This window comes from Qipengyuania sp. (assembly GCF_042095715.1).
Lineage (GTDB): Bacteria > Pseudomonadota > Alphaproteobacteria > Sphingomonadales > Sphingomonadaceae > Qipengyuania.
Genome location: NZ_JBELMO010000032.1, coordinates 20167 through 30818, shown reverse-complemented (window position 1 = coordinate 30818; position 10652 = coordinate 20167). Strand labels below are relative to the sequence as shown.

10 protein-coding genes are annotated in these 10652 nt (G+C 64.5%); 5 read left to right on the top strand and 5 right to left on the bottom strand.

All coding sequences use genetic code 11. The annotated features are described in order from the left end of the window. Positions 1-20 precede the first annotated feature (20 nt). Positions 21-422: an isoaspartyl peptidase/L-asparaginase gene (locus ACFDTG_RS09230; RefSeq protein ID WP_375290741.1), complete on the bottom strand. Its 402-nt coding sequence runs from the start codon at positions 420-422 to the stop codon at positions 21-23. 43 nt (positions 423-465) lie between these two features. On the opposite strand from ACFDTG_RS09230, the gene ACFDTG_RS09225 reads away from it, so the two are divergent. Beyond that, on the top strand, positions 466-1428 hold the full coding sequence (locus ACFDTG_RS09225; RefSeq protein WP_375290740.1) for an SDR family NAD(P)-dependent oxidoreductase: 963 nt from the start codon (positions 466-468) through the stop codon (positions 1426-1428). An 18-nt stretch (positions 1429-1446) separates the two neighbouring features. Here the strand turns inward: ACFDTG_RS09225 and ACFDTG_RS09220 are convergent, their stop codons facing one another. Both ACFDTG_RS09220 and ACFDTG_RS09215 read right to left on the bottom strand, forming a co-directional pair. Then, complete coding sequence (locus ACFDTG_RS09220) at positions 1447-1569, bottom strand: hypothetical protein (RefSeq protein ID WP_375290739.1); 123 nt, start codon at positions 1567-1569, stop codon at positions 1447-1449. Between the two features lie 190 nt (positions 1570-1759). Then, positions 1760-2770, bottom strand: a complete 1011-nt coding sequence (locus tag ACFDTG_RS09215; RefSeq protein ID WP_375290738.1) for a zinc transporter ZntB — start codon at positions 2768-2770, stop codon at positions 1760-1762. Positions 2771-2941: 171 nt separating this feature from the next. Here ACFDTG_RS09215 and ACFDTG_RS09210 point away from each other — a divergent pair, with 171 nt between their 5' ends. Further along, positions 2942-4738 (top strand): DUF885 domain-containing protein, encoded by a 1797-nt coding sequence (locus ACFDTG_RS09210; protein ID WP_375290737.1) that lies wholly within the window; start codon positions 2942-2944, stop codon positions 4736-4738. 53 nt (positions 4739-4791) lie between these two features. Here the strand turns inward: ACFDTG_RS09210 and ACFDTG_RS09205 are convergent, their stop codons facing one another. Next, positions 4792-5913, bottom strand: coding sequence for a S41 family peptidase (locus tag ACFDTG_RS09205; RefSeq protein WP_375290736.1), 1122 nt, complete (start codon positions 5911-5913; stop codon positions 4792-4794). 298 nt (positions 5914-6211) lie between these two features. Between ACFDTG_RS09205 and ispG the strand changes: the two genes are divergently transcribed. Together ispG and ACFDTG_RS09195 are read left to right on the top strand one after the other, a co-directional pair. After that, a complete protein-coding gene (gene ispG / locus ACFDTG_RS09200) occupies positions 6212-7357 on the top strand; it encodes a flavodoxin-dependent (E)-4-hydroxy-3-methylbut-2-enyl-diphosphate synthase (RefSeq protein WP_375290735.1) in 1146 nt (381 codons plus the stop codon). A gap of 40 nt (positions 7358-7397) precedes the next feature. After that, the gene (locus ACFDTG_RS09195) at positions 7398-8108 is read left to right on the top strand and encodes a murein L,D-transpeptidase catalytic domain-containing protein (protein WP_375290734.1); all 711 of its coding nucleotides are present in this window, start codon (positions 7398-7400) and stop codon (positions 8106-8108) included. A 4-nt stretch (positions 8109-8112) separates the two neighbouring features. Here ACFDTG_RS09195 and ACFDTG_RS09190 read toward each other — a convergent pair whose 3' ends face one another. Next, complete coding sequence (locus tag ACFDTG_RS09190) at positions 8113-9525, bottom strand: L,D-transpeptidase family protein (protein WP_375290733.1); 1413 nt, start codon at positions 9523-9525, stop codon at positions 8113-8115. 142 nt (positions 9526-9667) lie between these two features. Here ACFDTG_RS09190 and ACFDTG_RS09185 point away from each other — a divergent pair, with 142 nt between their 5' ends. After that, a complete protein-coding gene (locus ACFDTG_RS09185; RefSeq protein WP_375290732.1) occupies positions 9668-10552 on the top strand; it encodes a DMT family transporter in 885 nt (294 codons plus the stop codon). The last annotated feature ends 100 nt before the right edge of the window (positions 10553-10652 follow it).

Sequence of the window (10652 nt, the reverse complement as noted above, 5' to 3'; positions counted from 1 at the left end):
CCGTTCATGATCGAGGCGTCCTACTCATGCGTTTCGTCCCAGGTGTAGACCGCGCCCTTGCCCGCGTTGAACTTCTCGTCCTCCTCCAGCCGCAGGATCACCGCGGTCACCGCGTCGAGCGAGGTACCGCCGTTCTCAAGCACCTTTGACCCGGCCACCAACGCCGCCTCGAGCGCGGCGCGATAGGCGGCATCGCGTTCGGGGGTCATGTCCTCGCGCGCCAGCGTGCCCGCCCCGCCATGGATGGCGATGGACCAGCGGGGCGGCGCCGTGTCCTGCTCGCCATGGTGATCGGCAAGAGCGGAGGCGGCGAAGGCGAGCGCGAAAAGCGCGACGAGGCGGGAGACGATGCGTGTCATGTGCCCATGGCTACCACGCCTTGCGCCGGGAGCCAGCATTTCCTTGGTTTCGCCCGCCGCCATGACCATATGAGGCCGCGAGAGAGACAATGGAGAGAAGGCGATCATGAGCGATTTCGGTTTCGAGAGCACGGCAGACGAGGTGCTGGCGGACAAGGACCTGACCGGCCGGACCGTCTTCGTAACCGGCGGCTATTCCGGCCTCGGCCAGGAGACCGCACGTGCCATGGCGGCGAAGGGCGCGCATGTCATCATCGCCGGACGCGATGTGACCAAGCTGGCCGCCGCCGGCGACGAGATCGCCGAATCGACCGGGGGCAAGGTGGATACGCTCAAGGTCGATCTCGCCTCGCTCGACAGCGTGCGAAAGGCCGGTGAGGAGGCGCGTGGGCGGTTCGACAAGATCGACATCCTGATCAACAACGCCGGCGTGATGGCGGCGCCCAAGGGCACCACGGCGGATGGCTTTGAAACCCAGTTCGGTACCAATCATCTCGGCCATTTCATGCTAACGAAGGAACTGATGCCGCTGGTGAGGAAGGGAAGCGGACAGCGCATCGTCAACCTGTCCAGCCGCGGCCACCACCTCGACCGCGTGCATTTCGACGATCCCAATTTCGAAAACCGCGATTACGATCCCTGGCTGAGCTACGGTCAGTCGAAGACCGCCAACGTTCTGTTCGCGGTCGGGCTCGAGGAGCGCTTCGGAAGCGACGGCATCCACGCCTATGCCCTGCATCCGGGCGGCATCCAAACCAATCTGGGCCGCCATATGAGCCAGGAGGACATGGCGAACCTTCGCGAACGCGCCCGCAAGAATGCCGAGGCGAACGGGCAGAAGCCGCAGCCCTTCAAGACCGTTCCCCAGGGCGCCGCCACCACCTGCTGGGTAGCCACATCGCAGGATCTGGAAGGGCGCGGCGGATTGTATGCCGAGGATTGCCAGGTCGCCGAAGTCGATGACCAAAGCCGCGTGGGCGGCGTCCGGTCCTATGCCGTGGACAAGGCTGAGGCCGAGCGGCTGTGGGCGCTCAGCGAAGAACTTGTCGGGGAGCGGTTCGAAGCCTGAGCTTCTCTCCGCAAGCCCCTACTCGGCGGCCATGCTTAGCAGAGCGACCTGTTCCTTGAGACGCTCGATTTCCAGTTCGTAGAGCCGCGTGCAGTCGATCCGCTGGGGACGCCTGCCGAGCGCGACGGGTGACCCGCGCATAGGCCATCGCCTCGCGATCGCGGTCCTGGGGATAGGTGAAGAAGGTGGATGCCGAAGGCGGTGTCGGAAGTTTCGACCCGCTGCGCCCCGCCACCCCTAGATCGAGATAGCTTCCGCTCGAATTGATCGGCTGACGGCACCGGGTGCCTTCCGCCGTTTCGATCCGCTGCGTAATCCTGTGTCACCAGAACTATAGCCAGCGCAGCCGGCGGAAAAGGATGAGCAACCCGGCCAGTACGGCGGCGCATAGCACAACCACTCGCCAGAACGCTTCCGGATCGTCGGTGCCCGGCATCCCGCCGACATTGATGCCGAGCAGACCCGTGAGGAAACTGAGGGGCAGGAATACTCCCGCGACGACGGTGAGCATGTAGGTAGCGTGTTCGCTGCTGGCGAGGCTGCGGGCGCGCAGTTCGTCCTGCAGGACGACGGCGCTTTCCTTGCTGATGTCGATATCGTCTAGATAGCGGCGCAAACGGGCGATGGATTCGGCGATCTCTCGCCGATCGTGATCCTCGAACCAGGGAGGCGAGTCCCGACTGATATGTTCCAGCGCCTCGTGCTGGGGCGACATGTGGCGTTGCAGTGCCAGACAATTGCGCCGGATGGTGGAGATGCGCTTCAGCATGCCCTCGGGATTGTCTTCAGGGTCCTCGTCCTCCAGCAGGTCGATCACCTCGTTCATGTCGACGATCGACTGGTTCATCCGCGCGATCATCAGTTCGGCGAGCATCGTGATGGTGGCGCCAGCATCCACCGGCCCTGTGCCGCGATCGATATTGGCGAGGACCTCGCGCGGGGTCTGGAGCGGATGGCGGCGCAGGGTGATGAGCCGGGCGCCATCGCACCACAGCTGCATCGAGATCATATCCTCCGGCTCCGCACCGGGATTGAAATTGATGCCGCGCAGCGTCGCGATCAACGCATTCCCTTCGGCGAAGGCACGCGGGCGGGTGTTGTCGGATACCAGCAGCTCTGCGGTGGGTTCGGGAATGGCGAAGCTGTTTTCCAGCCAGTCCTGCACACCGGGCTGGATGCGGCAGACATGCAGCCACAGCACCTCGCCCGGAGCGTCGGGCTGCCAGTTCTGCACCTGATCCCAGGTCACCGGCCGCCCCCCGCCCCGCCCGTCCAGCACCCGCCCGAAAAGCAACGGGGTTTCGGAATTCTGACTGTCGGTGAGTTGCGCTGCGTCCTGCATGGCGGGCGCTCTGCCCCACTTGCCGCCCCCTGTCACCCGGAGAAGCCACCCGATTCCGTCCCACAGGTGCCCTTGCTTCCACCAACGACAAACCCGGCCCGACCAAACACATTGCGGCGCGGGTGGCTAGCGCCCATCACTGCGCCCGGTTCAAAATCCAGGGGACACGCAATGAAGACTTTCACCAAGGTTCTGGCGCTTTGCGGCGCCGCGCTCGCCACCGTCCAGCCCGCCGTTGCGCAAGAGGCTGCGACCGCCGCGGCGCCGGCAGCCGCTCCTGCAGCCCCTGCCTGGATCGAACGCAGCAACGACTACACAATGCAGCTTGCCATGCTCGACGCCAAATATTCGCCGGAGCGCGCCTCGTCCGCGGGTTACGAGCAGTTCGACGGCAAGACCTTCGACATCTCCAAGGACAGCGATCTGGCGCAGCTCGCGAGCTACAAGGATCTGCGGGCGAAGTTCGCGGCCGCTCTCCAAACCGAGAGCGATATGCATGTGAAGCAGGATCTCGCCATTCTGATCGACACGCTGGACCAGCGGATCGAAGGGATCGAGCTCAACCGCAAGCTGATGCTGGACTGGTACGACATCCCGCAAGCGGTGGTGGGCGGGGTCAGTTCGCTGCTCGGCGAACAGATGCCCGATGCACGCCGCGCCAAGGCGGTGGAACTGCTCCAACGCTATACGGGCACCTATCCCGGCACCACCGCCTATACCGAACAGGCGAAGGCCCGCTTCGAGGAGAGCAGGGGCGACGGCAAGATCGGCCCCTACGACGTGGAGTTGAAGGAGGCCGTCGGCAAATTTCCGATCTACGCGCAGGGTATCCGCGAGCTGTTCGAGAAATACGACATCAAGGGCGCGGAGAAGGCGCTGGATGCGATGGATCGCCAGTTCGCCGACTACGCCGCATGGACAAATGCCAAGGTGCTGCCGCTGGCGCGCACCAACCCCCAGGAACCGCGCGAGCTCTATGCTCTGAGGCTGCGCGATGTCGGCATCGATATTCCGCCGGAAGAAGCCGCGTCGCAGGCGCGCAGCGGCTTTTACGAACTGCGCCAGCAGAGCGATATCCTCTCCGCCCAGGTGGCGCAGAAGTTCGGCTATCCCAATAACGACTATCTGAGCGTGCTGGGCGAGCTGAAGAAGCAGACCATCGACGATGCCGAGATCGAGGCGTATTATCGCGACATCAATCGCCAGATCGAAGCCAAGATGCAGGCCGCGGGCATTGCCGATGTCCCGGAAAGCGACCTCAGGATGCGGCTGGCGACCGCTGCGGAAGAGGCACGCCAGCCCGCGCCGCACATGATGCCGCCGCGCCTCATCGGCAACACCGGCGAACAGGGTACCTTCATCCTCACCAAGGGAGACAGCACTGCCGGCGGGGGCGAGGCTTACAACGATTTCAACTTCCCCGCCGCCGCATGGACGCTGAGCGCGCATGAAGCGCGCCCTGGCCACGAGATGCAGTTCGCGGCGCTGGTCAGCCAGGGCGTGAGCCTGGCGCGCCTCCTATACGCCTTCAACAGCGTGAACGTGGAAGGCTGGGCCCTGTATGCAGAGGCCGAGATGCTGCCGGAAGAACCGGTGGAGGGTCAGCTCATCGCCACCCAGTTCCGCCTGCTGCGGGCAGCCCGCGCCTTCCTCGATCCCATGCTCAATCTCGGCCAGATCGATCGCGCCGAGGGCGAACGCATCCTGCGCGAGGAGGCCGGCTTCTCCGCACCGATGGCCAAGCAGGAACTGGACCGGTACACCTTCCGCATGCCGGGTCAGGCGGGCGCCTATTACTACGGCTATCGCAAGCTGATCGACCTGCGGGTCGAAGCGGAAACGCGGCTGGGCGACAAATTCGATCGCAAGGCCTTCAACGACTTCCTCCTGGCGCAGGGGATCATTCCCCTGAACCTGGTCGCCCAAGCGGTGCGCGAAGAGTTTATCCCCGCCCAACTGGCCCGTTGATTTGACGCGGTGACCGGGCGCAGGGGGGCGGTTCGCCTCCTCGCCCGCACCCGTCAGGCCGGACGGCGGCGCTTCATGCGTTCCGGGTCCGGTATGTATTCAGCCTCCAGTTCGGCGGCCATTTCCGGCGCGACCCCCAAGCTGCGCAGGGCATATTCCAGCGCGCGTTCCGGCGGGCATTCCAGGTCGGGCAGTACGCCTGTCCCTTCCCAGTCCCTTCCCGTCAGCGGATCATAGGTCCGCCCGATGGAAATGAACGCGGAAAGTCCGCCGCCAAGCGAAACGCCCCCTCCGAAGTGATTGGCGCCCGCCGTGTGGCTGCCCACCAGCCTGGCCCGGCCCGTATGTTTCATGGCCAGCGCGAAATGCTCGGCGGCGGACGCCGTGCGTTCGCTGGTCAGCAGGACGATCCTGGCATCGCGCAGTCGCGGATCGTCGTTGGGCAGCGCCCAATGCTCCCGCACGGTCTCCCGCGCCGTGCCGGCAAGCTTTCGCATGGTTGGTCCGTCCCCGAACGGCGTGCCGTGCTCTTCTTCGACAGAGCGGCGCATGGCCATGGTGACGAGGCGCGTCTCCTCGCCGAACAGCCAGGGGAAGATCACGTCCATCTGCGCCAGCCCGCCGCCGCCATGCGTTGTGAGATCGAAGATGATCGCTTCGGCATCGGCATGGTCGGCCATGAATTTGGCGACGTCGGCGGTTTCCTGATCGTCGGGCAGAAAGGCATTGATTCGCAGGAAGGCGATACCGGGCGCGATCCAGCCTCCGCGCTCCAGAACCGGCGGATGACCCTTGCCCGGCGCATTACCGCCGGTTTGGCGACGCTCGTCCTCTTTCTCGACACGCAGATGGCCGTCAGGAGCGACCGCCTGGAGATCGGCGGTCATCATGCGCGCCGCGTCCATCGGGAGCTGGTCGGCATAGCGGCCCGCAGCCACATTGGCGCGCAGCATCGCTGCATAGGCGGCGCCCTGTGCAGGATAGACGAATGCCTTGTCGAGCTCGTCCGCGAGGCGGCAGGCCGCGCCCGACGGCATATCGGCATGATCGCTCCCTGCTGGACCGCAAGTCGTCTGCGGGGCGGGCGGGCTGCCGACATTCTTAGCAGAAGCGACCGATGCGTTCGACATGGCTAGGCCCGCAGCAAGCAGGCGCGTAAAAGGATCAGACATCATAAATTCCACTCTCGGTTGTGCCGCCCGCATGCGAAAGATGGCTCGCTCGTAACACAGCGAACCGACCAACCGCCGCTACCGGGCGACATCGGGACGAACCGCGATTCCGGATCGACGGGTGCCAAGTCGCTGTCCTATTGCCGCAGGGGCTGGTATGGTCCCTGCATGACCCGCGCCGCTCGCATTATATCTCGCGTGGCCCTATGTTCGGGCCAGAATGCCCCCGGTCCGGAGCGATTGTCTTGTCTCTGGACCGTGGTCCAAGTGGTCCATGTCTCGCAGGAAAGTACCTGAGTTTATGAACGCGATACGCCCCTGGCGCAGCATCGAGCGGCGAATCAGTCGCCAGATCATGGTCGGAAAAGTGCCCGTGGGCGGCGATGCGCCGATCACTGTGCAGACCATGACCAACACGCCGACTGAGGATGTCGGCGCCACCATCGACCAGATCCGCCGGTGCGAGGATGCGGGCGCGGACATCATCCGCGTGTCCTGCCCCACGGCGGAGGCGACCGAGCACCTCGACAAGATCACCCGCGCGGCACAGGTGCCGATCGTCGCCGACATCCACTTCCACTACAAGCGCGCTCTGGAAGCGGCGGACAAGGGCGCGGCGTGTCTGCGCATCAATCCCGGCAATATCGGTTCAAGCGAGCGCGTGGCCGAAGTCGTTCGCGCGGCCAAGGCAAACGGCTGTGCCATACGTATCGGCGTCAACGCGGGTTCGCTGGAGAAGGATCTGCTGGAGAAATACGGCGAGCCTTGTCCCGAAGCTCTGATCGAAAGCGCGCTCGATCACATCAAGCTGCTGCAGGACCACGATTTCCACGAATACAAGGTGGCGGTGAAGGCCAGCGACGTGTTTCTCGCGGTCGCCGCTTACCAGGGTCTGGCCGATGCGGTGGATTGCCCGCTCCATCTCGGCATCACCGAGGCAGGCGGATTGCTGGGCGGAACGGTCAAATCCAGCATCGGCATCGGCAGCCTGCTGTGGGCCGGGATCGGGGATACCATCCGCGTCTCGCTTTCGGCGGAACCGGAGGAGGAAGTCCGCGTGGGCTTCGAAATCCTCAAGTCTCTGGGTCTCCGGACCCGGGGCGTGCGTGTGGTCTCATGCCCCAGCTGCGCGCGGCAGGGTTTCGACGTGATCCGCACCGTCGAGGCGCTGGAAGAACGGCTTCAGCACATCAAGACGCCGCTCTCGCTTTCGGTTCTGGGCTGCGTCGTCAATGGCCCCGGCGAAGCGCGCGAGACCGATATCGGACTGACCGGCGGCGGCAGCGGCAAGCACATGGTGTATCTGTCCGGCCTCAAGGATCACCATGTCGAAGACGCAAACATGCTCGACCATATCGTCGCTCTCGTCGAGAAGAAGGCGGCCGAGATCGAGGCAGACATGAGCGATGCCGGACAGGCCGACGTCGTGGTCGAGGCTGCGGAGTGATTAACCCGGCGCTCAAGCGTGCTGTGCTAATCCATACATCATGAACCGTCGCCATCTCCTGAAATCGGGGGCCGCTGCCGCGACCACCCTTGCGCTGGGTCCGCGCCTGTTCGCGCGGGCCGCGCCCGCCATGTCGCGCGATGCGCAGCTTGCCGCCATCGCGCGGCGCGAACTGGACCGGGCAGGCGCCAACCTGTGGCATCGCGATCTGGTCGCCATCGCGGACTTCGGGCTGCACAGTTCTCACGAGCGGTTCCACTTCGTCGATCTCGCCGCCGGGAAGGTCGAAAGCTATCTGGTGTCGCACGGCGACGGGTCCGACCCGCAGCACGACGGCTGGCTGAAGCGCTATTCCAATGTGGAAGGATCGCATTGCACCAGCCGCGGCGCCTATATGACGCGGGGGTGGTATGTCGGACGCTACGGTACGTCCATCCGGCTGGATGGCCTGGACGACACCAATTCGAACGCTTTGCCGCGTGCCATCGTGATGCACCAGGCGAATTACGCCACGCCTGCGCATATCGCGCGCTGGGGCCGGCTTGGCCGCTCGAACGGATGTTTCGCCATGGGACCGGAGCAGTTCGACATGGCGCTGATCCGGCTGGCGGGCGGACGCATGCTCTATGCTGAAAGCCTTGGGATCGCTGCCGACGGCAGCACGGCCCCCCCGCCCTCCGCGCAGACAAAACTTCTGCGGCGGGATCCGGCCGAAGGCACCTTCGACCGGACCAATCCGGGGGCTTACTGACCCCTCAGGTCTGCAGATCGTCCACGATCTCGACGACTTCCTCGTCGGTCTCGCGGGCGCGGTTCTGCTGGCGCGGCTGATCGAGAGCCGCCAAAACCGGGGCATCGCGGTCATAGACGTCCTTGAAGGTGGTCAGCTTCCCGTCGACATCGGTCGCCATGGTGAAATAGGTGAGATAGACCGGCCACTGCTTCTGCAACGGATAGCGGGTGTATTCGCCGCTGCCGGTGATATCCTGAACCTCTTCCTGGATGGCCGGAATATCGTCCTTGGTGGTCATGTTGCCCAGCATGGCCATGGTCATGGCCACCTCGCGCGCATTTTCCACGCGCACGCAGCCATGGCTGAGCGCCCGGTTGTCCTGCTGGAAAAGCTCGCGCGCCGGCGTGTCATGCAGGAAGATGGCGTGTTCATTGGGCATGTCGAGCTTCATCAGGCCCAGCGAATTGGAGGGTCCGGGCTGCTGCACCACGGTGATCCAGCCGTTCTCGCCCTTGGTGGCCTTGTAACCCGCGCTGCGAGCCCATCCAGGATTGTTCAGCACCTTGTTGCCCAGCCCTTCGCCCTTCACGATCGACTGCGGCACGGTCCAGGTAGGGTTGAAAATCACCGCTTCCACCTGTTCCGCCAGCTGCGGGGTTGCGGTGCGGCCGGGCTTGCCCACGATCGTTCGATAGCTCTTGATGATGCGGTTGTTCACGGTCAGCCGCAATTTCTGTTCCGGAATATTGGTGAGCAGATAGAACTTGCCCAGATCCTGCGGCAGCCAGCGCCAGCGGTCCATGTTCGCCCGGATCAGCTTGATGCGCCTGGGATCCTTGGCGGTTGCCAGCTCCGACCTCAGCTGGGCAAAATCGGGATTGACCGGGTTCAGCGCGCGCAGAGTGCTGGCGATCTTGCCGGTCGCAACGGCGGCATCGAGCAGCTTTTGCGTGGGCATGCGATCGGGATCGGGATCCACCACGAACCATTGGCGCCGCGCGTCCATCGGCGTACGCCCGTCGCGCAGATCTTCGACCAGCCATTGGAAGGTACGGCTCGCCTTCTCATTCAGCGCATCTCCGCGCCCCGCGGCAATGGCCGCCTCGAGTGCGGGAATGTCGTAGTCCTTGGGGTCGAGCCCCTCGACTGCGATCCCCTTGGCGAAAGCGACGAGCGCCTTGGCATTGGCCACGGTCCAATTGGCGAGGATCGGCGCCGGCGGCGCAGGCAGGGGCTGGACAATCTCGCCGGGGGTGCGGTTGACGATGTCGCCGAAGCTCTCGTCCACGGTCTCACGCTTTTTAGGCGCTGGTGCGGGGAGCGTCGCGGTCGTCGAAGCATCGGGTTCGGGCGGCAGAATGACCTGCGGTGCCTGCTGGGCTGCAAGCGGGCTCGCGATCAATGCGCTGCCGAGGAGTATCGTCTTGAAAGTCATGTGGTCCACCAAATTCCCCGTTCGGGCAGTTACGGGCGTCAAATAAGCCATATAGCCCCGCTTTTCCATCGGCGCGGCTGAAGCGGCGGTGAATTGTCGGTTGGGGCGTGACCATATCGTGGCCAAGGGCTAGCGCAGTGGAATGGCACGGAGCAATCTTTCGCTGCCGCTTTTGGCGGCGCTTCTCGGCGTGGCCTGCCTGTCGCTGATGGATGCATTCATGAAAGGCGCATCGCTGGCCGTGGGGGCCTATAGCGCGGCCTTGTTGCGTGCGGTCATCGGAGCGGGGATAATGCTGCCCGTCTGGGCGGTTGCAGGCCTGCGCCGCCCTCCACCCAAGGCGATGAAGCTGCATGCCGAGCGCGGCGTAGTCTCCTGCTTCATGGCGCTCACCTTCTTCTACGCGCTGACCAAACTCCCGATCGCGGAAACCATCGCAATCAGCTTCGTGGCGCCTCTCATCGCTCTTTACCTTGCGCGTATCCTGCTCGGCGAAGAGATTCGGCCGACCGCCATATGGGGATCGGTTCTGGGGTTTTGCGGCACGATCGTGATCGTCTGGGGGCGTCTGGGACGCAGCGACCTGGATCAGGACGCCCTGCTGGGGCTGGGTGCCATCACGGTTTCGGCCCTGCTCTATGCATATAACTTCATCGTCATCCGCCGGCAGTCGGTTCTGGCCGGCCCGGCGGAGATCGCATTCTTTCACAGCTTCGTGACTGCGGTTATCCTTGGTGCGGTGGCGCCATTGTTCTTTGTGAACCCGGACGCGACGGTTCTCTCTCATACCGGCGCTGCGGCGGCGTTGACGGTCGCCGGGTCGATGGCGATCGCGTGGGCCTATGCCCGGGCAGAGGCGCAATATCTCGTTCCCATGGAATATTCCGGCTTCCTGTGGGCCAGCCTGTTCGGTTGGGTGTTTTTTCGCGAAGCGCCGGCTCCGGCCACGATCCTGGGCACGGCCCTGATCGTTGCCGGCTGCCTGATCGCGGCAAGGCGAAAGCGGCCGGAACAGACGATGGTTTAGGGGCGCGATGGCCGCTGCGCTCTTGCATTTCTGCGCGCCAAAGCGCAGGGCGCGGGCACGTTCCCGTGCCCCTGCGCGTTGGCAGGGTGACAGCTCCAGA

What these genes read in the sequence shown, in the direction of transcription:
- ispG (WP_375290735.1), top strand. Translation starts at nt 6,212, where the DNA reads ATGAACGCGATACGCCCCTGGCGCAGCATCGAGCGGCGAATCAGTCGC.
- ACFDTG_RS09185 (WP_375290732.1), top strand. Translation starts at nt 9,668, where the DNA reads ATGGCACGGAGCAATCTTTCGCTGCCGCTTTTGGCGGCGCTTCTCGGC.
- ACFDTG_RS09210 (WP_375290737.1), top strand. Translation starts at nt 2,942, where the DNA reads ATGAAGACTTTCACCAAGGTTCTGGCGCTTTGCGGCGCCGCGCTCGCC.
- ACFDTG_RS09230 (WP_375290741.1), bottom strand. Translation starts at nt 422, where the DNA reads ATGGCGGCGGGCGAAACCAAGGAAATGCTGGCTCCCGGCGCAAGGCGT.
- ACFDTG_RS09225 (WP_375290740.1), top strand. Translation starts at nt 466, where the DNA reads ATGAGCGATTTCGGTTTCGAGAGCACGGCAGACGAGGTGCTGGCGGAC.
- ACFDTG_RS09190 (WP_375290733.1), bottom strand. Translation starts at nt 9,525, where the DNA reads ATGACTTTCAAGACGATACTCCTCGGCAGCGCATTGATCGCGAGCCCG.
- ACFDTG_RS09205 (WP_375290736.1), bottom strand. Translation starts at nt 5,913, where the DNA reads ATGATGTCTGATCCTTTTACGCGCCTGCTTGCTGCGGGCCTAGCCATG.
- ACFDTG_RS09215 (WP_375290738.1), bottom strand. Translation starts at nt 2,770, where the DNA reads ATGCAGGACGCAGCGCAACTCACCGACAGTCAGAATTCCGAAACCCCG.
- ACFDTG_RS09220 (WP_375290739.1), bottom strand. Translation starts at nt 1,569, where the DNA reads ATGCGCGGGTCACCCGTCGCGCTCGGCAGGCGTCCCCAGCGGATCGAC.
- ACFDTG_RS09195 (WP_375290734.1), top strand. Translation starts at nt 7,398, where the DNA reads ATGAACCGTCGCCATCTCCTGAAATCGGGGGCCGCTGCCGCGACCACC.